The following is a 23,263-nucleotide window of genomic DNA, read 5'->3' on the forward strand; positions in this document are numbered from 1 at the left end:
TATCAGAAGAACGATTTCGGTTATAGTTTTAAATGAACACGGCGTTTTGGCTAGAATTTCTGGGCTTTTTGCGGGCAGGGGCTACAACATCGATACGCTCACCGTTGCTCCGATACCTGAGAGCAACTTCTCAAGGCTAAGTATCGTAACAAGTGGCGACGAGAGAGTTTTAGAGCAGATCGTAAAACAGCTTCATAAGCTCATACCAACGTATAAAGTCATAGAAAGTGGCGAATTTGTCGAAAAAGAGATGGCTCTTGTGAAAATTCCGCTTGGTGAAAATTTTGCTGGCCTTGAAGCAATACTAAAGGCGTACAACGGCATTGTGACAAATACAAATGAAAACTATATCGTTGTCATGGTGGCTGACGATGCGAGTAGGATAGAGAGCTTTTTAAAATCTATAAAGAAATTTAACCCAGTTGACGTCGTACGCGGCGGATCTGTGATAATGGATATATGATGAAACTAAGTGAAATAGCTTTAAAAGTAAACGCTACTTTTAGCGGAGAAGATATAGAAATTTTTGCCTTAAATTCTTTAAAAAATGCAAATAAAGCTGAGCTAACATATTGCGATGGCGAGAAAAATGCTAAATTTATAAGCAACTCAAATGCTGGAGCTATATTGGTCACAAAAGCCCTTTTGGACCTGGTACCAGCTGGCATGGTCGCACTAGTTTGCGACAATCCACATCTTGCATTTGCCTTGCTTAGTAAAGATTATGCGAAGCCATTATTTTGCGAGCCAAAGCCATCAAATATAGCTCCAAGTGCTACTATCATGCCAAATGTCTACATCGGCTCAAACGTAAGTGTTGGTGAAAATACGATAGTTATGGCTGGAGCATTTTTGGGCGATAATGTGACTATCGGCAAAAACTGCATCATCCACCCAAACGCAGTCATTTATAACGACTGCGTCATCGGTAACGAGTGCCACCTACTAGCAAACTGTGTGATTGGAAGTGATGGTTTTGGCTATGCGCATACAAAAACTGGCGAGCATGTAAAAATTTATCACAATGGCAACGTAGTTTTGGGTGATTATGTCGAGATTGGTGCTTGCACGACGATAGATCGTGGTGTTTTTGAGAGCACGATGATCGCAAACTACACAAAGATAGACAATCTCGTTCAAATAGGTCACAACTGTGAGCTTGGAAATGGCTGCCTAATAGTCTCACAAACTGGCCTTGCTGGCTCAACAGTGCTAGGCAGGAACGTCGTAATGGGCGGGCAAAGCGGCTCAGCTGGTCATGTAAAAGTGGGTGACTTCGCGCAGATCGCTGCACGTGGAGGCGTTAGCAAAGATCTGCCTGGTGGCAAAAAATACGCTGGAGCTTATCCGATAATGGAGCTTTCAGATCAGTTTAAACTTCAAGCAAAAATTTTGAGATTTTTTAAGAAAAATTGATTACAAGCTTTTGCGAGCTTAAAATCGCAAAAGCTTTTTATCTAGCAGTATAAAAATAATGCTAATTTTATTTTAAAACGAGTTAGACTTAAAATTTATATGTTAAGTTTGGCAAAATACAAATTAACTATTTTATTTTAGCTTCTATTTATTTGGCTTTGTTCTCTTTTATTACTCTAGCCGTTTCTATCGCGATTTCTAGCTCTTCATTTGTTGGGACGATGAGCGTTTTTATCTTAGCGTCATCCCCGTCTATGCATCTCTCGCCTCGCATGTCTTGGAAATTTAGATCGTGATTTATGTGAATACCAAGATGTTTTAATTCGTCACAAATTTTTTGCCTTGTATTTGGTGCGTTTTCGCCGATACCGCCAGTAAATATAAGCGCATCTACGCGTCCTAAAATGGCGTAATATGAGCCAATATATTTTTTTACTCGGTAGCAAAACATATCAAAAGCAAGCTTTGCTCGCTCGTCATTTTGCATTTTAGCCACAACCTCTCTCATGTCGCTTGAGCCACAAATTCCAAAAAGTCCGCTCTTTTTATTTAAAAAGTTATCGATCTCGTTCCACTTTAAAACGCCGATATTTAGCAGGTAGATGACTACTGCTGGGTCCATATCGCCACTTCTTGTCCCCATTATGAGCCCTTCAAGTGGACTTAGACCCATTGATGTGTCGATACTTTTGCCGTTTTGCACGGCGCAGGCTGAGGCACCGTTGCCTAAATGAAGCGAGATAGCGTTAAATTTATCAAACTCTATGCCAAGCATTTTGGCCGCTTGCTTGCAAACATATCTATGTGAAGTGCCGTGAAAGCCGTATTTTCTTATGTGATGAGTCTTGCAAACATCGTATGGTAGGGCATAGCGGTAGGCATACTCTGGCATGCTTTGATGAAATACCGTATCAAAAACGACCACATGAGGCACGTTTTTGCTCTCTTTCATCGCATTTTTGATGCCAGCAAGGTGCCCCGGATTGTGAAGAGGGGCAAGTGGGCTTATCTCCTCGATCTTTTTAATAACGCTCTCATCAACGATCATCGAGCTAAAAAAGCTCTCTCCGCCGTGTACTATCCTGTGTCCGATACCGTCAAGCTCGCTTAGATCGTGCAGAGTGTGTGAAGTAACAAAGAGCTCGTTCATCGCCTCAAGTCCGTCATGGTGGTCTTTTATAAAGCGGTTTATCTCGTAGGTTTCGCCATTTGCTTTTAGCACCGCTCTTGAGCTGGAGCTACCGATTTGCTCTATTAGACCGCTTGCTAGACTGGTTTTGGTATCCATTGCAAAAAGTTGAAATTTTATTGAGCTACTACCCGAGTTTAAAACCAAAATTCTCATATTATTCTCCTGCTTGTATGGCGCTGATTAAGATAGTATTTACCACGTCTTCAACGAGGCAACCGCGGCTTAGGTCATTAACTGGCTTTTTTAATCCTTGAAGTATTGGACCCACAGCTAGAGCGTTTGCGCTTCGCTGAACTGCTTTATAACAGATATTTCCGCAGTTTAAATTTGGAAAGATAAAGACATTTGCATGCCCAGCAACCTCTGAGTTTGGCATTTTTTTGCCAGCGACACTTAGATCAACCGCTGCATCAAACTGAATTGGCGCTGCGATTTTTAAATTTGCATCAAGCTCGCTAGCTTTTTTAGCAGCTTCTTTTACAAACTCCACATCAGGTCCACTTCCACTATCAGCTGTAGAGTAGCTCAGCATAGCGATCTTTGGACTAAGGCCAAAGGCACTTGCCGTTTGAGCGCTACTTAGTGTGATGCTAGCTAGCTCATCTGCGCTTGGATTTGGAGTGACAGCACAGTCTGCAAAGAGCAAAATTTCTTCTTCAAGCGCCATAAAAAATGCCCCACTTACCACGCTTACATTTGGCTTTGTTTTTATGATCTGTAAGGCTGGGCGTATCGTATCGGCCGTACTCATCGTAGCGCCACTTACTAGTGCGTCTGCCAAGCCTTCATGAATTAGCATCGTAGCAAAGTAAATTTTATCTTTTACAAGCGCGTTTGCCTTGGCTTCATCAACGCCTTTATGTTTTCTTAGCTCATAAATTTTCTTTGCAAATTCATCTGTCAGCTCGTTTTGCGCTGGGTTGATCACTTTGGCTTTGCTTAAATTTAGCCCCAAAGCAGCTGCTTTTTTTGAAATTTCGCTCTCAAGTCCTAGCAAAATGATATTTGCTGCATCTTTTTCTAATACGATGTGAGCCGCTTTTAAAATTCTCTCATCGTCACTTTCTGGCAAAACAACGGTTTTGTTTGCAACTTTAGCTCTTTTTAGAAGCAAGCTTTGAAATTTAAATGGCGTGATGATATCTGCTTTATAGTTTAAAATTTCATCTATCTTATCGGTGATTAGAAGCTTTGAGTTTGGATTTAGCGCTTTTAGCTCGCTTGCGTTTTCATCAAAAACTGGTGCGTTTAAATTTCTAGCTAGCTTTAAATTTAGCTCACTTTTACCAAAGACACTAAAGCTCTCACAGCCAAGAACTATGACAAAGTCGCTTTTGGCTTTTAACTCTTCAAATTTATCTATAAATTTTAGAAAAAACTCTTTTTCATTTGAATTTATTAAGTTATTTTTATCGTTTTCATCTGGGATTATCTTAAAAATCTCAACTTTTTTGAATTTTGTAGCTATAATTTCTTGCAGATGTGCTAAATTTTTGTCTGTAAAAACGTAACAACTTTTCATTTGCGACCTTTTTAGGAACTTAAATTGCTTAATTCTAGCACAAAGATACTTATTTTAAGGCATTTTTTATGAACCATAAAACGATTTGGCTCGTCTTGTCTGCGGGCATTATTTGCACTGGCTGCACACCAAGCGCTGATCCTCATATCAATATGAAACCCCCAGTTTATGTCGAGCAACTCCCTTCAAAAGATAGTGGCACCGGACAAAGTAACGCCGGCAGCCTCTTTGGCAAGGGCGAGAATCCGCTATTTTCAGACAGAAAGGCTATGAATGTAAATGATATCGTGACTATCGTTATCTCAGAAAATGCAAGCCAAACTTCAACTGGTAGCAAAAGTACCAACAAAGATAGCACTATCTCGCTTGGTGGCGGTGTATTTACGGCTGGAGCCGCTCCACTTTCAAATATAGCTGATAATCTAAACAAATACGGCGACATCGGCTTTAAAGCAGGTGGCGGAAACAAATTTACAGGAAGTGGCACTAGCAACAGAAGCGAGAAATTTACCGCAACCATTTCAGCTAGGATTATAAAAATCCTAAATAACGGCAACTATTTCATAGAAGGTAGCCGCGAGCTACTTATAAACGGAGAAAAGCAGATCATGCAAGTAAGCGGCGTTATCAGACCTTACGACATCTCACAAAACAACGAAATCGACTCAAAATACATAGCTGATGCCAAAATTTTATATAAAACAGAAGGCGAGCTAGACAAATCTACCAAAAAACCTTGGGGTACAAGGCTTATGGAAGCTATCTGGCCATTTTAATGCAACTTTAAAAGCCTAAAATTTAATCAATTTGGGCTTTTAAAAATTTATATCTCAAAAATTTCTCTCGCCTTAAATATGCTAAATTTTTTAAAATTATTAAAAATTATAGTTGATATTTACTTTCAGAATAATATGCTTAAAATATTGAAAATTCATCAAAACAAAATAAAATTTTTCAAAATATTATTTTTTATATTTCGAAAATATATCGCAAAAAAAGGGATTTTAAATTTTTTAGCTAAAATTTATTTAATTATAGATATTAATTTTATAAAATAATTTTTTACTTCTTTAAACAAAGATATTATTAACAAAAGTAAAATTTTCAAGCAAAGGAGCTTATATGAATAATGACTTGCGTCAAAAGATAGATAGGCGCTTAAGTGAGCTTAGTGCGTTGCCTAAGATGAAAAGCGACTCGAGTATTGCGCAGCTTTTAAAAGAGAAGGGCTTTACGAGGCGTGATTTTATGAAGTGGGCTGGTGCGATGACAGCTTTTATGGCTCTACCAAGTGCGATGACACCGATGGTTGCTCGTGCTGCTGAGCTTAGCGATAGGCTTCCTGTGATATGGCTTCATATGGCAGAATGCACAGGCTGTAGCGAGAGCTTACTAAGAACCGATGCTCCAAGTATAGATAGTCTTATATTTGACTACATAAGCCTTGAATACCACGAAACTATCATGGCAGCTTCTGGTTGGCAGGCTGAAGAAAATTTAGAGAGTGCGATCGAAAAATACAAAGGCAGATACATTTTGCTAGTTGAGGGCGGTATCCCAACTGGTGCGACTGAAAATTTTCTAACTGTTGGACCTCATGGCACAACAGGTAAAACTCATGCTGTAAATGCTTCAAAAGACGCAGCTGCTATCTTTGCGATCGGCACCTGTTCTAGCTTTGGTGGCATTCAAGCTGCAAGGCCAAATCCATCAAATTCAGTGGGACTTTCAAAGGTGACTGATAAGCCAGTTATTAATGTTGCTGGCTGTCCACCAAGTGAGAAAAATATCGTTGGCAACGTGCTTCACTTCTTGCTTTTTGGCACACTTCCAGCGCTTGATGTTTATAATAGGCCAAAATGGGCTTATGGCTTAAGAATTCACGATCTTTGCGAAAGACGTGGTCACTTTGACGCTGGCGAGTTTGTCCAAAACTTCGGCGATGAAGGTGCAAAAAATGGCTACTGCTTATATAAAGTAGGCTGTAAAGGTCCATATACATTTAATAACTGCTCACGCGAGAGATTTAACCAGCACACATCATGGCCAGTTCAAGCAGGTCACGGCTGTATAGGCTGCTCAGAGCCAGACTTCTGGGATACGATGGGGCCATTTGAAGAGCCTATGGCAGATAGACTCTTTGATACTGTTTTAGGTCTTGGGGCTGATAGTGTCAGCGATAAAGTTGGCATTGGAATTTTAGCTCTTACTGGCATTGGCATAGCAGCTCACGCTGTTATAGCTTCTATGAGTAAAGATAAAGAATAAGGCGAAAAAATGAGTGAAAAAAGAATAGTAATAGACCCTATAACACGTATCGAGGGGCACTTAAGAATAGAAGTTGTCGTAGATGAAAATAATGTTGTAAAAGAGGCGTATTCTGGCTCAACTCTTTGGCGTGGCTTAGAGCAGATCGTAAAAGGCAGAGACCCAAGAGATGCTGGCTTTTTCATGCAAAGAATTTGTGGCGTTTGTACATACTCACACTACCGAGCAGGCATTATCGCAGTTGAAAATGCTCTTGGTATCAAGCCTCCGTTAAATGCAGAGCTAACTAGAACGCTTATGAATGCAGCTTTATATCTTCACGATCACATCGTGCATTTTTATCAGCTCCACGGCCTTGACTGGGCAGACGTGGTCTCTGCACTAAGCGCAGATGTGCATAAAGCTAGCGAAGAGGCGTTTAAATACACTGATCTTCCGTTTGCCACGGGAGCTGACAAGCTAAAAGAGGTAAAAGAGAGGGTTGAGGCCTTTGTTAAAAAGGGCAATCTTGGACCATTTGCCAATGCATACTGGGGACATAGCACATATAAATTTACGCCAGAGCAAAATTTAATCGTCCTCTCGCACTATCTAGAGTGTCTTAGAATCCAAAGAACAGCAGCTCAGATGATGGCGATCTTTGGCGCAAAAAACCCACATCCACAAAGCCTAACAGTTGGCGGTGTGACCTGTGTGATGGACCTTATGGATCCAGCTAGAATGGGCGAATATATGAGCAAATTTGCCGAGATCAAAGAATTTGTAGATAGAGCTTACTATCCAGATATCTTGATGGCAGCTAAAGCTTATGGTAATGAGCCAAGCGTTCTAAACGACGTTGGTGTGGCAAATTTACTTTGCTACGATGAGTTTTTGATAGGCAAAAATGATCATCTATTTAAAGGTGGCTATATCTTAAATGGCGATCTTAATAAGGTTTATGATATCGATGAAAATAAAATTACTGAAGAGGCTACTAGGTCTTGGTATAAAAACGATAAAGCGCTTCATCCATATGATGGCGAGACTGAGGCAAACTACACAGGCCTTATTGACGGTGAGAGCATAGATGCCGAGGGCAAACTAGCTCATAGTAAGCTTTTTGATACAAAAGGCAAATATAGCTGGATCAAAGCACCAAGATATGATGGCTTGCCTATGCAAGTGGGTCCAATAGCAAGTATCGTTATAAACTACGCTAGAGGCAACGAGAGAGTTAAAAAAGTAGTTGATGAATTTTTAGCAAAGAGTGGTTTGCCATTAAGTGCAGTTTTCTCAACTCTAGGAAGAACCGCTACTCGTATGCTTGAGGCAAAAGTAGTTGCAGAGCATACAATGGATGCATTTAATGCCTTAGTAGAAAATTTAAAATCAGATCAAGAGACCTGCGCAAAATATGTAATCGATAACAAAAAAGAGTACAAAGGAAATTTTCAAGGCAATGCTCCAAGAGGTGCGCTTAGCCACTGGTGCCGCATAAAAGATGGTGTTATCACAAACTGGCAAGCAGTCGTACCAAGTACTTGGAATGCCTCTCCAAAAGACGCACAAAATCAAATGGGAAGCTACGAAGCGTGCTTAGTTGGTTTAAAGATCGCTGATCTTTCAAAACCACTCGAGATAATACGAAAAATTCACTCTTACGATCCTTGCATCGCGTGTGCTGTGCATGTTATGGATACGAAGGGAAATGATTTGAGTACTTATAAGATAAATCCAAATTTATAAGGAGAAAAGATGTCACATAAAAATGCTGACAGGATCAGCGAATACGAATTCTCCATCGGCGTTAGGCTGACACACTGGATTAGATTTGCAGCGATCACACTTTTAGTTGTGAGTGGCTACTATATCTCATACGTTTTTGTGAGTCCAGAGATCACGAGCGAACCTACAAATTTTATGCAAGCAAAGTGGCGTATGGCTCACCAGATCGCTGGCTTTGTGCTGATAGCGGCGTTTATCTTTAAATTTTATCTATTTGTCTTTGATAAACATAGCAAAAAAGAGTGGATGAGTGTGGTTGATTTTCTAAATCCAAAAATTTGGATCGCACAGATCAAATACTATCTTTTTATGGGGCCACACCCGCACTTAAGGGGCGTTTATAACCCTTTGCAGTTTGCCTCATACTTTTTCTTTTATCTTATTTTGACTCTTATTTGCCTAAGTGGTCTTGTGCTTTATGTTCATGTTTATCATGAGGGACTTGGCGGAGCACTTTATGAGCCAGCAAGATTTTTTGAAGAGCTTATGGGCGGACTAGCAAATGTCAGAACGATACATAGAATTTGTATGTGGGTCATTATGATTTTTGTGCCTATTCATGTTTATATGGCAGTATTTAACGCTGTTAAAGGCAAAAATGGAGCGATGGACGCCATCGTTAGTGGCTATAAATTTGTAAAAGAACACTGATGAGAGTGCTGGTTCTTGGTATCGGCAACGTGATGTTTGCCGATGAGGGCATAGGTGTTCATTTTGTAAATTTGATGGCTAAAAACTACAAATTTACAAGTTCTAAAAACGAGCTTACTCTAATGGACGGGGGCACTTTAGCCCTCGCTCTAACTCACATCATAAGTGAGTTTGACTATCTTATCGTCGTCGATTGCATTAGCGCAAACGGTGCAAGCGTGGGCGATATTTATTTTTTCGACTTTCTAAATGTACCAAATTTTATCAGCTGGGACGGCTCGGCTCACGAGATAGAGATGCTTCAGACACTTCATCTAATGGAGCTTGCAGGCGATAGGCCTACGACTAAAATTTTAGGTATCGTGCCTAGCCGTATAGAATCATCAAATTTTAGCCTCTCAGATGAGGTTATAAACGCTTCTAATATTTTAGAAAAAACGCTGCTTGATCACTTAAAAGAGCTTGATTTTAAGTGTGAAAAAGTAGCAAATTTCACCCTAAATGATATCGTTGATGAATACGCTAAAAAAGGTTTAAAATGATACTTGCTTTTAAATTTACTTGCCACAAGGACGCTTCGTTTCTAGTGCCATTTTTACGCTTGCTTGTTGGCGATCTAGCTCATAGTATAAAGTGCAAAGAAGATGAAATTTGTCTAAAGGTAAGTGGCAATACCAGTGAGCTTGAGAGCGTGGCAAATAAAGCAAGCGCGCTCTTGCCATTTAGTCTTTTTATAAAGCACAGTGAGGTCTTGGCTGCAAGAGAGCTTGATAAAGATAACAAGATAAATGAGATAAAATTTGGTGGACTAACTCCGACTCAAGCGAGCGCTTTTTTGGCTAGCGAAAGGGCTATCTTAAATGAAAGTGGCGTGCTATGTGAGAGTAAATTTGAGGGCGAGATAACAATTGGTAATTTTAATGAAAAGCTAAAAGCTTGCATAAATTTATTAAAAAACGGCAAAGGCGTTTGCGTAGAGCAAGATGAAAATTTATATGAAATTTCTCTTGGGGTAAATTTTGATGCAAATTTCTTGATGCCCGTAAATTTAAAGCAGCTACCAAAAATTTTTATCGCCGATGATAGAGCTTTGACATTTCTAGCTAGCTTTGAAAAACCACTTTTAGCACTAAAGACGACAGCCATTTATAGGCAAAATCACGAGGATGCACCGCTATTTTTTGACGTGGTGGCACCAAATGATCTTTTTCTTTACGCCGTTTGCGAACAGCTAAATAAAGAGGGCTTTAGCTTTTTAAGCGTTAAAGTAAAGGATCAAAAAAATGCTCTTTCAAGGCTTATTTTACTTGAAAATAGCGCAGTTTTAAGCCCATTTTTCTATGCAAAAAACGAGGAATTTGAGCTTAGTAATTTTAGCGATATAGCTTTGGGGTTAAAATTTAGCAAATTTAGCGATGATGAAATTTGCCTGCTTTCAAAATCAAACAAAACGCAGCTTCTATTTTTACCTAAATTTAGTAGCTTTGAAGAAATTTATGAGCTCATAAGAGCCGAGGAAGGCGGCGAAAGGCTACTTGAAAACTTCAGTAAAGAGCATACTCTACCGAACGGTAAATTTAGCTCAAATGCTAGCTTTTCCTCGCTATTTTGCATAGCTGGACGCTTGCTTGGCTTAGGCGATGACTTTAAAAAAGCAGGGGAGAATTTGCTATTAATGGCAAGTGATTTTAGCGGTCAAAAGGGCGTCAGGATCGATTATAAGATGAAAGATGACTTTGGTTTAGATGGGGTTAAGTTTGTAAAAAGTATCATTTCATTCATCCTTGCTGGCGCTGGAGAGAAGAATATCAGCTTTGGTTGCACCGAGTCTTTGGCGCATTTTTTGAGCGATTTTAGCTATGAAAAACGAGATAAATTTAATATCAAAAATGTTACTTTAAGCGGGGATTTATTTTATAATAAGGTAGTTAGCAACTTGATAAAAAAGCACCTAAACCCAAATATAAAAACAAATTTTGACCCCGGATTTGGCATTGAGATCAAGCTTTAGATATGAGATCAAGGGCTTAGTTCAAGGCGTAGGCTTTAGACCTTTTGTCTATACTTTAGCGGATAAATTTAAGCTTGTTGGCGAAATTTACAACGATGACGAGGGCGTGAAGCTAAATTTTAGCGGCGAAGAGGCTAGCTTTTTGGCTTTTGAAAAAGAGCTTTTTGAAAAGCTACCAACCCTTGCTAGGATCGATGAGCTAAAGAAATTTAAGATAGATAAATTTTATGAAAATCTTGAGATAATCGCCTCAAAATCAGCCACCAAACAAGCTCCCATCTTGCCTGATTACGCACTTTGCGATGACTGTTTGCGCGAGTTTTATGACCCCACAAATCCACGCTACAAATACCCATTTATAAACTGCACCAACTGCGGACCGAGATTTTCTATCATCAAAGCATTGCCCTACGACAGGGTAAATACGACGATGAACGAGTTTAAAATGTGTGAATTTTGCGGCGTCGAGTATAAAGACCCGCTAAATCGCCGCTACCATGCAGAGCCGATATCTTGCCCAAACTGCGGACCAAAACTCTATCTAAAAGATAAATTTGGCAAAGTCTTGGCTAGCAAGAATGAAGCAGCCAAAGAAGCGGCTAGGCTCATAAACGAGGGTAAAATTTTAGCCATTAAGGGCCTTGGTGGCTTTCATCTAGTTTGCGACGCGACAAATGAAGCCGCAGTTTGCGAGCTAAGAGCCAGAAAGCACCGCCCAAACAAACCCTTTGCCCTAATGAGTAAAAATTTAGAAAATGCTAGAGAGATAGCACAAATTTCAGAGGCGGAGGCGAAGCTACTTAGTTCAAATTTAAAGCCGATCGTCTTGCTTGAAGCAAAAAATGGCTCAAATATTGCAAAAAGTGTCGCTCCAAATTTAAACAAGCTTGGCGTCATGCTCGCATTTAGTGGCATACATCTTTTGCTTTTTGATTATTTAGAGCACAACATCATCGCAACTAGCGCAAACATCTCAGGTGAAGTCGTTATAAAAGACGAGAGCGAGCTAAGAGAAAAACTAGGTGATGTCATAGACTTTTACCTTGATCACGACCGAGAAATTTACTCGCCAAGTGACGATAGTATCACATTTTGCGTTGGTGATGAGCCGATTTTTACAAGAACGAGCCGTGGCTTAAATCCAAATTTCATCCATACAAATTTCAAGCAAAAAGGGACATTTTTAGCTCTTGGTGCGGAGCTAAAAAGCTCATTTTGTATCTATAAAGACGGCCTTTTGATGATCAGCCCGTATATCGGTGATCTAAAAAACGTGGCGACTTTTGATAGGTTTAAGGACATTTTCACCCTTTTTAAAAAGACTTATGATCTAAAAATTGACAAGGTTATAGCTGATCTGCATCCAAATTTTTTAAATACAAAATGGGCGAAAGATCAGGGCTTTGAGCTAGTTCATCTGCAGCATCACTACGCACATTTGCTAAGTGTGATCTTTGAAAATGAGCTAGCAGATAAAAAGTATATTGGCTTTTGTTTTGACGGCACTGGATACGGGGAAGATGGCAAAATTTGGGGTGGCGAGGTCTTTAGGCTAGATAAAAAGAGTTACGAGAGAGTTTATCATTTTGATGAATTTAGCCTATTTGGGGGCGAAAACAGCATCAAAAATATTTATCTAATCGCATATTCTATTATTTTAAAATACTCTCTTGAGGACGAAGCTAGTAAATTTTTAGTAAATTTTGATGAAAAAATGTTTGCAAATTTTAAAAAAATGGAGCAAAAAGGATTAAACTTAGTAAAGACTAGCTCGGTTGGTAGGATATTTGACGCATTTGGGGCGATTATTTGTGGGCTTTTTCACTCAAGCTTTGAGGGTGAGAGCGGCATGAGACTTGAGGCGCTTTATGACAAAAATTTAGATGCGTGTTATAAATTTAGTCTAAATGATGGAGTGATCTGCTTTGAAGAAGCTTTTAAAAGTGCTTTAAAAGATGAACCAAGGGTGGCTGCAACGGCATTTATAAATGGTATAGCTGATATTATTTTTGAAATTTCTAAAAATGAAAAAAAAGAGGTTTTATTAAGTGGTGGAGTTTTTCAAAATAAGACTTTACTTGATATCATTTACAAAAAATTTACTAAAGTAAATTTGAAATTTCATATTAATAAAAAATTCTGTAGCAACGATTCTAACGTAAATTTAGGGCAAATTTATTATTATTTATCCACATTTTCTAATAAGTGATGTATAATGATTATAAACGGTAATCAAACGAGAAAGGAGCAGAAAATGGATAGTGTTATACGTTTTAGTGTTTCTTTACCTAGTCAGTTACTAGACGAACTAGATAAAAAGGTTAGCGAACAAGGCTATGCTTCTAGGAGCGAATTTACGAGGGATTTGATACGTGAAAAGATCGTAAGTGATAGCTGGAAGGACGCTAGTGAGGAGTTGATCGGGGTTTTGACGCTCATTTATATGCATCATCACAACGATTTGGTGAATAAAAAGATGGATATAGAGCATAGTTCTGATGTGAAAATCATCTGCACAAACCATGTTCATGTCGATCACCATAACTGCTTAGAAACGATTTCAATAAGAGGCGAGGCTGGCAAAATTGAACGCTTTGCTGAAAGGATCGCCGGCTTAAAGGGTGTAAAATTTTCTAAACTCACAAGGGCAGCTATTCCTAGGTTTTAGTTTTTTAAGGGTCTTTATGGGTTTTAGGAATTTTTTGGATTTTTTTATAGGTGAAGCTATCGGTGGTATCTTTCTTATCGCTGCTGCTTTAGTGGCATTTATCTTTGAAAATATTTTTTTAAGCAGTTTTTATAACTCATTTTTACAAATCGATACAAGGCTAAATTTTGGCAGATCGCCGATACAAAAGCCCCTTATCCTTTTGGTAAATGATAGTTTGATGGCCGTTTTTTTCTTTTTACTTGGGTTTAGACTTAAGCGAGAAATTTTTAAAGCAAAGCTTAGGAGTCTGGCCCAAGCTACCTTGCTAAAAATTTTTATTATCGGCAGTATTTTAGCTTCTGTATTTTTTTATATTTTAAATCACAATTATATTTTTTGTTGAAAGATTAAGGCAGCGTCAATGAATATAAATACGGTATTTAAGACACTTGCTAGAAATTTGGTGTTTTGTATATCTTATAAAAGAGAGTGTGAATAATGAACTTTTTAAATAGAATTTTTCTAACAAAAGAGCTGGATCGGTGGCAAAGTGACGGCATAGTCGATAAAGAGACTGCTATAAAAATAGCAAATTTATATGACATCGACCCTGATGCTCATAGCGACAAGATAAGTTTTGTCTTAAAGCTCGTAGCATATCTCTTTTTTGCGCTAGCATTTTTTACGCTTGTTGGTGCAAATTGGGAAGAGATACCAAGACTAGGACGTTTAGCACTTGTATTGTTTGTACTTGGGCTTGTAAATTTTGGTGGAATTTACTATCTCACAAAGGGAAAGGAAAATCTATCAACGGCGATGTTTTTTCTTGGAAATTTCTGCTTTGGTGCGGCGATTGCTCTTATTGCTCAAATTTATAACATTAGCGATGAGCCAAGCGGCGGTATCTTGCTTTGGAGTATCGGAGCGTTTGCGGTTTCTTTTGCTAGTAAAAAAGGTGTATTGGTAGCCCAAAGCCTTATCTTTGCAGCAGTTTGGTTTTTTATGATAGCTTATCAGGGCGACTTTGGTTTTGGCTTTATCATTTTTATAGTACTTGGCGCATATACGCTTTACAAAGACGACTCAAAATGGCTTGCTTTTGTGCTTTTTATAGATATTTTTATATACATCATTTCATTTTGCGGCTACATTAGTGGTTTTAGAGCGATATTTGATTATGGATTTTTGTTTGGACTTCCAATGGTTGCGATCGTATCGCTATCTTATGCACTTTTACTTATTAGCATTTCGCCGCTACTAGATAAATTTAGAGTAGGGCTTGGCGCATTTACAAAAGAATTTGGTAAAAATTTTGGCGTTTTTGTGTTGTTATTTTGTCTGCTTTTATTTGAAGAAAGAAATTTATTTGAGGTTGGAGATGAAGAGCTTTGGTTTGTGAAGTCGTTTTTTAAAAGCAATTTTGGCTTTGTCTTTATCCTATTTAGTGTTGCTTATTTTGCACTATTTTTTAAAGAAAAAAACAAGAGTGGTTTGCTGCTTGGGGCACTGCTCGTGTCGTTGCCATTTATCTTTAGCTACGGTCCTGGCTACGCAAATATATTTTTCTCGCTCGCAAATATCATAACAGCTGCGGTTCTTATCAAAAAGGGTGAGTTAAAACTTGGTCTTTGTATGATATTTTTGGTTGCAGCCGTGAGGTATTTCCAACTCATAGGTGATTATATCGGTGCTACGGCGCTATTTATGGTGTTTGCTTTCATAGTGCTAGTTGTCGCTAGAAAAGGACGTAAAAAATGAAGATAAAAGTATTAATAGTAGCTATAATTTTTCAAATTTTGCTTATTGGCATTATGCTTGGCTACGCACTTATGCCACTTTATTTTGGGCAAGAGGTAAGAGTAAGGGTAAGTCTTTACGATCCAAGAGATCTTTTTCGCGGAAATTATGTTGATTTAAACTATGAATTTTCAAATTTTCACTCAAGAAATTTTGACGAAAATGATAAAGATGACCGCTATATCGACCAATACGATGAGAGAGTAAGAGATGGGGCTAGAGTTTATGCTGTTTTAAAACCAGATGTTAATGGCACTTACAGCTTTGCTAAATTTAGTATAAGCAAGCCAGATAATGGAGTCTTTTTAGCTGGTAGATATGACGGTTACTCGCTTGTAAAATACGGTATAGAGCACTTTTATATGTCACCTGATAGTGCAGCTAATACCGAAGATGAAATGAGAGAAGAAGACGTTGATGCGTATGCGGTTTTGATGGTGATGGATAATGGCAAGGCTAGGCTAAAGGATCTAATAATCCAAAAGAATGCCCAAAAAAATAGCAAAAAACTACTTGGTGATGAAAAATTTGATAAGTTGGATGAGATTAGGCAAAAAGAGTAAAGTAAATTTAGTTAAAATTCTTATGCAAATTTCATTTGTATTTTTAAATTTAAATAGAAATTTAAATAAATAAATTAATTTTGATCTATTTGCGAAAACTCCTAAATTTTAATTTTATTTTTAAATTTAAGAGTTAAAATCTCCATAAATTAATAAAAAAGGATAAAAAAATGTGTAAAGATTGCGGTTGTTCAATGGGTAATCACACCCACGTTCACACTCACGCTGATGGCACTACTCACTCACACCCACACACTCACGATGGGCATACAGATCACGCACATGACACACACGAGCATAGCCACGAGGCTCACGCGCACCCTGTGCTAAACGAGAGCAAAACCATAGACGTGATAGAGAAAATTCTCTCTGAAAATGACAAAGAGGCCGCTCACAACAGAGCCCATCTTGATGAGAAAAAGATACTTTGCGTAAATTTAATGAGTAGCCCAGGTGCTGGTAAGACGACGCTTTTAGAGGCTACGATAAATGCTGGTAAATTTAAAATAGGCGTTGTAGAGGGCGATTTGGAGACAAATCAAGATGCTGATCGCATAGTAAAAGCTGGTGCAAAGGCTCATCAGATAAGCACAGGTCAGACCTGTCACTTGGATGCATTTATGGTGCATGAAGGGCTTCATCATCTGCCACTAAACGAGCTTGATCTAGTCTTTATAGAAAATGTTGGAAATTTAGTCTGCCCTGCAAGCTACGACGTTGGCTCACACTTTAACGCTGTGCTTCTTTCAGTGCCAGAGGGTGATGATAAGGTGAGCAAATATCCAGTGATGTTTAGGGCTGCTGACGTGCTTCTTATCACAAAAGCTTCGCTTGCGCCGCACTTTGACTTTGATATCGAACGAGTGAAAAACGATGCTAGAAAGCTAAATCCAAAGGTTGATATCTTTGTGATAGATAGCAAAACAGGTGAGGGCATCGATAAATGGATAAGCTATTTGGAATTTAAAAAAGAGCTAAGATAATGTGCCTCTCAATCCCTTCAAAAGTAATAGAAATAGATGAAAATAACGTTGCCACCGTTGAGACCTTGGGTGTTACTAGAAAGGTGAGCCTTGATCTCATCTCTGAAGAGGTAAAAATTGGCGAATATGTGCTAATCCACGTTGGTTACGCTATGCAAAAGATCGATACGCAGTTTGCGCTTGAGAGCTTAGAGGTCTATCAAAAGATCGCTGATGATATGAACGCGGGGAAAATTTGATGGATCTTATCAATGACTTTCGCGATAAAAATTTAATCCTAGCCCTTTCAAAACTCATAAAAAAAGAGAGCACAAAGCCCCTAAATATCATGGAAATTTGTGGCGGCCATACGCATAGCATTATGAAATTCGCACTGCCAAGTTTAGTTGGAGAGCATATAAATTTCGTCCATGGCCCAGGCTGTCCGGTCTGCGTGATGCCAAAGAGCCGCATAGACGAGGCCTGTAAGCTTGCTAGCATGGAGAATGTGATCTTTTGCACGCTAGCTGACATGCTAAGAGTGCCTGGCTCAAAGACAAGCTTGCAAAAACTTCGCGGCGAGGGGCACGACATAAGGGCACTTTACACGCCACTTGATGCGCTAAATATAGCTAAGCAAAATCCAGACAAAAAGGTCATATTTTTTGCGATCGGATTTGAGACAACGACGCCAATGAGCGCAAATTTGGTTGAAAAAGTGGTGCAAGAGGACATTAAAAATTTATACTTTCATATAAATCACGTAACCGTCCCAGCTCCAGTTAGAGCCATAATGAGCGATGAAAACGTAAGGATAGACGCATTTTTAGGACCAAGTCACGTAAGCGTCATCACTGGTAGTAAAATTTACAAAGAGTTAGCGAGCGAATTTAAAAGGCCTATCGCCATTAGCGGTTTTGAGCCACTTGACATTATGGCAAGTGTGCTAAATTTAGTCCGTCAGCAAAACGCAGGCACATATGAAGTATATAACGAGTACGCAAGGGCGGTTAAAGAAGAGGGCAATGTCAAGGCAAAAGAGCTCATAGCCAAGTACTTTGAGCCGTGCGACTTTGTCTGGAGAGGCCTTGGCGAGATAGCACAAAGCGGCATGAAGCTAAAAAATGAGTTTGCCTATCTTGACGCTAGAGTGCAGTTTGACTGCAGCGTAGAGAGTGCTGGCGAGAGCAAGGCATGCATTTGCGGACAAATTTTAAGAGGGCTAGCAAAGCCAACAGAGTGTAAAGTCTTTGGCAAGGTTTGTAATCCGCAAAATCCGATAGGATCGTGCATGGTCTCAAGCGAGGGGGCATGTGCGGCATATTTTAAATATGCAAGAGTTGGTTAAGGAATTTAATGAAAAAGATAATGCTAAGCCACGGCGGCGGCGGCGAGGAGATGAACTCGCTTATAAACGAGACGATATTTAAAATTTTTGATAATGAAATTTTAAGGCAGAGCAACGACTCAGCGATACTAAATTTAAACGGTAAGATCGCATTTAGCTCCGATAGCTTTGTGGTAACTCCCATTTTTTTCAATGGTGGCGACATCGGTAAGATCGCAGCTTGTGGCACGATAAATGACCTAGCGATGGTTGGTGCAAGCGCTAAATACCTAAGCTGCTCTCTCATCATCGAAGAGGGGCTAAGTATAGAAGAGCTTGAAAAGGTGCTTGGCTCGCTTGCAAAAACTTGTAAAGATAGCGCTGTGAGCGTAGTTTGTGGCGATACAAAGGTCGTGCCAAAGGGCAAATGCGATAAAATTTTTATAAACACGGCAGGTATAGGCGAGGTAATTTGCGAAGGCGTAGAGCTTAAAAATTTAAAAGCAGGGGCTAAAATTTTAATCTCTGGAGATGTTGGCAGACACGGCGGCGTGGTGCTTGCAGCAAGAGAAGAATTTGAGCTCGGACTTGATCTAAAAAGTGACTGCAAGAGCTTAAAAGAGGTTGCTTTAAAGCTATTTAGCGCTGGCATAAAGCCGCAGTGCATGCGTGATGCGACAAGAGGCGGACTAAGTGCAGTGCTAAATGAGTGGGCTAAATTTAGCAAATTTGACATCTTGGTTCTTGAAGAAAATATCAAAGTAGCAAACGAAGTGATGGGTGTTTGTGAGCTATTTGGATTTGAGCCTTATGAGCTTGCAAATGAGGGCACTTTTGTGATGGCGGTTGACGAGAGCCAGGTCGAGGATGCGCTTAAAATTTTAAGAGAATTTGATAAAAATGCGATGATAATAGGCGAAGTTCTGGAGGCCAAAAACGAGCGTGTCATCATTGAAAATGCCTACAAATCAAGAAGATTTCTTGAGCCGCCAAAGGGCGAGCTACTGCCAAGGATATGCTAATGCACGAGCTTAGTATCGTTCAAAATTTAGTCAGTCTTTGCGAGAAAAATGCCGCCAAAGAAAACGCAAAAGAGATAAGCAAGATCGAGATAAAGGTTGGCCGTTTAAGCGGAGTGGAGCCTCATTATTTGCAGAGTGCATTTGATGTTTATAAGGCTGGTACGATCTGCGAAAACGCCGAGCTTGTCATAAATTTACAAGGCATTGTTGTAGAGTGTTTGGATTGTGGATTTGGCGGGGAGCTTAGCGAAAATGACTTTACCTGTCCAAAGTGTAAAAGTCAAAATTTAAAGGTGACTGACGGCGAAGATATGTATCTGATGCGCCTTGAGATGAAGTAAATTTTACATATTTTTATATGTAAAATTTCATGTTTTTTATCAAAATATTTTAATAGTTGTAGCAGCAAAAAATAGCTATCAAAACCTTGATCTTTAACTTTTGATATCTTTTGACTAGTAAAAATTAAGCATTACGCACTTTATAAACCTAGGTTAGTATAAATAATCAAAAATGAGCGCCACTCTTGGCTTTAGAAGCAGCCAATAATTTTTCTATAATTTCCATGCATTGCAGATTTAAACTACTCAAATATCAAAAACGGAGCCTGAATCACGTTTCTTATTATCTTTAGTGGCGAGAGCAAGGCGTCTTGCAGGATCTGCGTCGAGTACTCAGGCTTATCAGTAGTGCCACGTATGGCGATGACGGTTGAGAGCGAGCGGTCCTTGCCAAGGATTATTTGATTTACCAGTGGAATTTTATCAATGATATTGCTAGCATCTTTTAGTAGCTTTAGCTCAAGGTCGATGTTTATCTTTTTACTCTTTAGGTCGATCGTGCCACGCCCGCCGATATCAGCACTTGTGCCTATCATTTCAATCGCTAGAAATTCGATCACATCGCCATTTCTAGTGAGTAAAATTTTACCATTTTTAACAGTAAAGCCCTTGTCGTTAAAATCAGGTGTTTTAAAACTAAGAAGAGATGGAACCGAGTTTAAAAAGCTAAGTAGCCTTTGATAAAAGATATAATCCTTTAAAAAAGTATCAAAAAATCTCACCTCTGCCTTGAAATTCTTAGAGTTTTCCCCAAGTAGTTTCAGGCGAAATTTACCACCCTCAAAACTCTTGATGCCAAAAAGGTCGTTGATAAATTCTCCGCTTATGTCGGTTGCGTCTAAATTTATACTCTTTTCATCGTTAAAATAGCCAACTCTTCCTTGCTGCGCCAGCCCATTTAGCGAGGTGCTTTTGCCCTTTTTCTCGGCGCTAAAGCTAGCAAATGGCAAGGTCTTGTTTAGATCCCTTAAAATGATATCGCCATTTTTTGCTAAAAGCTCAAGCGGCGTGCTTTGTTCGCTGGTTTTGTTATCATCAAGCACTAGCAAATTTAGATCTTTAGTTTTTACGCTTATGACTTTTTCTTTTATGTCTAGGCTTAGCTTTTTACTTGCACTATCTACCTTCACACCAGCTTTTGAGACTAAAATTTTAAGATCGTCATTTTCGTACTTTGAGCCATTTTTATCTAAAAACGGCAAGTCAAAGTTTACCTCTTTGGCAAAAATTTCAAGATCAGTAAAATCCTTACTTTTTATACTAAGTTCATCAAAACCATGCACGCCGTTTTGCTTTAAAACAGGCGAGCTTTCTATGAAAAATTTACTATTCTTTGTTGATATTTTACTTTCACTGCCAAAGCTCATATCAAGCCCAAATGGCTCTATCTTAAGCAAAGTTTCATCAGCCTTGCTAAAGTCTAAAAATGCGCTAAATGGCTCATTTTTAAAGGCTAAAATTTCATCATTTTTTTCTTTTAGATCAAAGCTTTCTATCACGCCTTTTATCTCGCCAGTACTTTTTTGTAAATTTATATCAGCCTTAGCATTTGCTTTAAAAAACTCAAGCCCAAAGCCAGTAGCATTGATATTTAAATTTGTTGTGTCTATGAGCTTTACAAGGGCGCTTTTAGCGTTAAATTTACTCCCAGCTATTTCTAGGACCGCATCGCTGATTTTAAACTCACCATTTGCGATAACACTTTTTTCATCAAAGTTTTCAAGGCTTTTTTCATCAAGTTTGATTAAAATTTTTAAGCTAGCGTCCATTTTTCCGCTTAGCTGCCTTACTGGCACGATGATCTTATAGGCTTTTAATATCTCATTTATAGCTTCATCATAGATCGATTTTGTCTTTATAAGTAGCTCTAAATTTGCGCTTTTTTCATCAAAGATATTATTTATAACAACATTTGAGCCATCAAGCTTTTTGCCCTTGTAAATAGGCGAAATAAGATCAAATTTAAGCTTTGAGTTTTTAAGCGTGATATTTGCCTCGCCTACATTTACGGCTGGCAAGCCTTTTTCAAATTTAACGAGCAAATTTTTAGTATTTGCGGTGGCATTTAGATCATTTAGATAAAAGTCATTTTTAGCTAGATCAGCCTTGCCATTTATCTCTTTTAGCTCGTAATCATCAGCAACGATGTATCCATATATCCAGTTTTTAACTTCACTATTTAGCTCTATGCGTCTATCAAGCTCATCAATGAAGTTTTTAATGCTTCCAGCCTCGACATCGTAAGCTTTGTAGGTTAAAAATGTATCTTTTAGGGCAAAATTTAGCTTACCATGCAGCTCATGAGAGGTGAAATTTCCCTCAAATTTATAGTCATTTTTATCAAAATCTGCACTTCCTTCGCCGCTAATGCTGACGTTAAAATCCTTAAAGCTTAAATTTCTAACGCTAAAAAGATCTATTCCATCTTGCTGTTCGTTTTGGAATTTAATATCCACATTTAAATAAGGGCTATCAACAAAAAATATATCATCTAAAAATAGAATTTTTAGTTTAAAATCATCGCCTATTTGCACATTTTCAAGTGAAATTTCTTGAAAAATCGTATCTATAAAATCTACGCTTTTACTGAGATTTAAAAGGCGCTCATCGCTGCTTTTTTGCTTGCTTTCTTTCTTAAAATTTGGGAGCCTTATCTGCTTTGCTCTTGCAATTATTTTTTTATCTAATTTTATATATAATTGCTCCAATTTTACGCCGTAAAACTCGAAATCGTTAATTTTTATGCCGTATTTTAAAAGTAAGATAAATGAAAGAATCAAGATGATAAAAAATTTTATGAAAAAGCCATATTTAGACATTTTTTTTGATATCGTAGTCATCATTTTCCTAAGTATTTTTGTCTATTTGGCACGCCCTATAAACACAAGCAAGGTCGTTTTTATACCAAAGGGAAGTGTGGGCGAGATTATATCTTATTTAGCTAATCGCAACTTTAACTTAAGCGTGATAGACAAATACGCCATACTTTTTATCGGCTCTCCGCAATCTGGCTGGATAGAGATCGGCCAAGACAAAATTTCAAGGGTTGATTTTTTAAAAAAACTTGCAAAATCAAAAGCGGCTTTAACCGAGATAACGCTAATACCAGGCGAAACAACTATCGTTTTTTTAAACCAGATCGCCGCCCAGCTAGGACTTGATCCAGTTAAGCTAAATAGCGAATATAACGCTCTTGCTCCAGTGAGTGATGGCTTTTTGATGCCAAATACATATAAAATTCCAATAGGTATCAGCGAAAGGCACCTTGCTTTTTATCTTGTAAATTCATCAAGAAAGGCTCAAAGTGAGATCAGCAATAAAATTTTTGGCGAATACAACGAGAAAAAATGGTTTAAAATTTTAACGATCGCTTCGATCATCCAAAAAGAAGCGGCGAATGATGCTGAGATGCCACTTGTCGCCTCAGTCATTTATAACCGCCTAAATAAAGGCATGAGGCTGCAAATGGACGGCACATTAAACTACGGAATTTATTCGCACGATGTGATCACGGCTGAGCGCATAAGAAGCGATATGAGCGAGTTTAATACCTATCTAAATGACGGCATTCCGCCAAGTCCAGTTTGCTCGGTCTCGATAAGTGCGATCAAGGCGGCGATAAACCCTGCAAAGAGCAATTATTTATACTTTGTGCTTGACAAAAAGGCAAAAAAGCATATTTTTTCAAAAACCTTAAGCGAGCACAACCAAAATATAGGAAAATAGAGCTAGAATTTGCGACAAATGCCTAAAATACAACGAGATTTAATAAAG

22 protein-coding genes are annotated in these 23,263 nt (G+C 38.6%); 19 read left to right on the forward strand and 3 right to left on the reverse strand.

Annotated elements, in window-relative coordinates:
* The first annotated feature begins 1 nt into the window (after nucleotide 1).
* Together ilvN and lpxD are read left to right on the forward strand one after the other, a co-directional pair.
* On the forward strand, nucleotides 2-463 hold the full coding sequence (gene ilvN / locus F3G75_RS00335; protein WP_223154400.1) for an acetolactate synthase small subunit: 462 nt from the start codon (nucleotides 2-4) through the stop codon (nucleotides 461-463).
* The gene (gene lpxD / locus F3G75_RS00340) at nucleotides 463-1,416 is read left to right on the forward strand and encodes a UDP-3-O-(3-hydroxymyristoyl)glucosamine N-acyltransferase (protein ID WP_149716137.1); all 954 of its coding nucleotides are present in this window, start codon (nucleotides 463-465) and stop codon (nucleotides 1,414-1,416) included. Before ilvN ends, lpxD begins: the two co-directional genes overlap by 1 nt.
* A 148-nt stretch (nucleotides 1,417-1,564) precedes the next feature.
* On the opposite strand, the gene F3G75_RS00345 is transcribed toward lpxD, so the two are convergent.
* Both F3G75_RS00345 and pta read right to left on the reverse strand, forming a co-directional pair.
* A complete protein-coding gene (locus tag F3G75_RS00345; RefSeq protein WP_149716138.1) occupies nucleotides 1,565-2,761 on the reverse strand; it encodes an acetate kinase in 1,197 nt (398 codons plus the stop codon).
* Nucleotide 2,762: 1 nt separating this feature from the next.
* A complete protein-coding gene (pta, locus tag F3G75_RS00350) occupies nucleotides 2,763-4,130 on the reverse strand; it encodes a phosphate acetyltransferase (protein WP_149716139.1) in 1,368 nt (455 codons plus the stop codon).
* Nucleotides 4,131-4,198: 68 nt separating this feature from the next.
* Here pta and flgH point away from each other — a divergent pair, with 68 nt between their 5' ends.
* The 16 genes from flgH (at nucleotide 4,199) to hypA (ending at nucleotide 19,489) form a co-directional block, all read left to right on the forward strand.
* Complete coding sequence (flgH, locus tag F3G75_RS00355; RefSeq protein WP_072594280.1) at nucleotides 4,199-4,906, forward strand: flagellar basal body L-ring protein FlgH; 708 nt, start codon at nucleotides 4,199-4,201, stop codon at nucleotides 4,904-4,906.
* Between the two features lie 346 nt (nucleotides 4,907-5,252).
* Complete coding sequence (locus F3G75_RS00360) at nucleotides 5,253-6,398, forward strand: hydrogenase small subunit (RefSeq protein ID WP_149716140.1); 1,146 nt, start codon at nucleotides 5,253-5,255, stop codon at nucleotides 6,396-6,398.
* Nucleotides 6,399-6,407: 9 nt separating this feature from the next.
* Nucleotides 6,408-8,126, forward strand: coding sequence for a nickel-dependent hydrogenase large subunit (locus tag F3G75_RS00365; RefSeq protein ID WP_149716141.1), 1,719 nt, complete (start codon nucleotides 6,408-6,410; stop codon nucleotides 8,124-8,126).
* A 9-nt stretch (nucleotides 8,127-8,135) separates the two neighbouring features.
* Nucleotides 8,136-8,816 (forward strand): Ni/Fe-hydrogenase, b-type cytochrome subunit, encoded by a 681-nt coding sequence (gene cybH, locus F3G75_RS00370; protein ID WP_021091370.1) that lies wholly within the window; start codon nucleotides 8,136-8,138, stop codon nucleotides 8,814-8,816.
* Nucleotides 8,816-9,358, forward strand: coding sequence for a HyaD/HybD family hydrogenase maturation endopeptidase (locus F3G75_RS00375; protein WP_149716142.1), 543 nt, complete (start codon nucleotides 8,816-8,818; stop codon nucleotides 9,356-9,358). Before cybH ends, F3G75_RS00375 begins: the two co-directional genes overlap by 1 nt.
* Nucleotides 9,355-10,827 (forward strand): hypothetical protein, encoded by a 1,473-nt coding sequence (locus F3G75_RS00380; protein WP_149716143.1) that lies wholly within the window; start codon nucleotides 9,355-9,357, stop codon nucleotides 10,825-10,827. The genes F3G75_RS00375 and F3G75_RS00380 overlap by 4 nt, the downstream gene beginning before the upstream one ends.
* Nucleotides 10,811-13,036 carry a carbamoyltransferase HypF gene (gene hypF / locus F3G75_RS00385; RefSeq protein ID WP_149716144.1) on the forward strand — a complete coding sequence of 742 codons (2,226 nt, stop codon included), beginning with the start codon at nucleotides 10,811-10,813 and terminating at the stop codon, nucleotides 13,034-13,036. Before F3G75_RS00380 ends, hypF begins: the two co-directional genes overlap by 17 nt.
* 45 nt (nucleotides 13,037-13,081) lie before the next feature.
* A complete protein-coding gene (gene nikR / locus F3G75_RS00390) occupies nucleotides 13,082-13,495 on the forward strand; it encodes a nickel-responsive transcriptional regulator NikR (RefSeq protein WP_021091291.1) in 414 nt (137 codons plus the stop codon).
* A 34-nt stretch (nucleotides 13,496-13,529) separates the two neighbouring features.
* Nucleotides 13,530-13,880 carry a Na+/H+ antiporter NhaA gene (locus F3G75_RS00395; RefSeq protein WP_188115367.1) on the forward strand — a complete coding sequence of 117 codons (351 nt, stop codon included), beginning with the start codon at nucleotides 13,530-13,532 and terminating at the stop codon, nucleotides 13,878-13,880.
* Nucleotides 13,881-13,975: 95 nt separating this feature from the next.
* Nucleotides 13,976-15,235: a DUF2157 domain-containing protein gene (locus F3G75_RS00400; RefSeq protein ID WP_149716146.1), complete on the forward strand. Its 1,260-nt coding sequence runs from the start codon at nucleotides 13,976-13,978 to the stop codon at nucleotides 15,233-15,235.
* Nucleotides 15,232-15,837 carry a GDYXXLXY domain-containing protein gene (locus tag F3G75_RS00405; RefSeq protein WP_149716147.1) on the forward strand — a complete coding sequence of 202 codons (606 nt, stop codon included), beginning with the start codon at nucleotides 15,232-15,234 and terminating at the stop codon, nucleotides 15,835-15,837. Before F3G75_RS00400 ends, F3G75_RS00405 begins: the two co-directional genes overlap by 4 nt.
* Nucleotides 15,838-16,007: 170 nt before the next feature.
* A complete protein-coding gene (gene hypB, locus F3G75_RS00410) occupies nucleotides 16,008-16,820 on the forward strand; it encodes a hydrogenase nickel incorporation protein HypB (protein ID WP_149716148.1) in 813 nt (270 codons plus the stop codon).
* Nucleotides 16,820-17,059: a HypC/HybG/HupF family hydrogenase formation chaperone gene (locus F3G75_RS00415; RefSeq protein ID WP_149716149.1), complete on the forward strand. Its 240-nt coding sequence runs from the start codon at nucleotides 16,820-16,822 to the stop codon at nucleotides 17,057-17,059. Before hypB ends, F3G75_RS00415 begins: the two co-directional genes overlap by 1 nt.
* A complete protein-coding gene (gene hypD / locus F3G75_RS00420) occupies nucleotides 17,059-18,147 on the forward strand; it encodes a hydrogenase formation protein HypD (RefSeq protein ID WP_149716150.1) in 1,089 nt (362 codons plus the stop codon). Before F3G75_RS00415 ends, hypD begins: the two co-directional genes overlap by 1 nt.
* A gap of 8 nt (nucleotides 18,148-18,155) precedes the next feature.
* On the forward strand, nucleotides 18,156-19,148 hold the full coding sequence (hypE, locus tag F3G75_RS00425; protein WP_149716151.1) for a hydrogenase expression/formation protein HypE: 993 nt from the start codon (nucleotides 18,156-18,158) through the stop codon (nucleotides 19,146-19,148).
* Nucleotides 19,148-19,489 (forward strand): hydrogenase maturation nickel metallochaperone HypA, encoded by a 342-nt coding sequence (hypA, locus tag F3G75_RS00430; protein ID WP_021085840.1) that lies wholly within the window; start codon nucleotides 19,148-19,150, stop codon nucleotides 19,487-19,489. The genes hypE and hypA overlap by 1 nt, the downstream gene beginning before the upstream one ends.
* Nucleotides 19,490-19,731: 242 nt before the next feature.
* Here hypA and F3G75_RS00435 read toward each other — a convergent pair whose 3' ends face one another.
* Nucleotides 19,732-22,197: a YhdP family protein gene (locus tag F3G75_RS00435; protein WP_149716152.1), complete on the reverse strand. Its 2,466-nt coding sequence runs from the start codon at nucleotides 22,195-22,197 to the stop codon at nucleotides 19,732-19,734.
* 73 nt (nucleotides 22,198-22,270) lie between these two features.
* On the opposite strand from F3G75_RS00435, the gene mltG reads away from it, so the two are divergent.
* Nucleotides 22,271-23,215 carry an endolytic transglycosylase MltG gene (mltG, locus tag F3G75_RS00440; RefSeq protein WP_149716153.1) on the forward strand — a complete coding sequence of 315 codons (945 nt, stop codon included), beginning with the start codon at nucleotides 22,271-22,273 and terminating at the stop codon, nucleotides 23,213-23,215.
* The last annotated feature ends 48 nt before the right edge of the window (nucleotides 23,216-23,263 follow it).

The sequence above is a fragment of the Campylobacter concisus genome (genome assembly GCF_902460705.1).
Classification (GTDB): Bacteria; Campylobacterota; Campylobacteria; order Campylobacterales; family Campylobacteraceae; genus Campylobacter_A; species Campylobacter_A concisus_Z.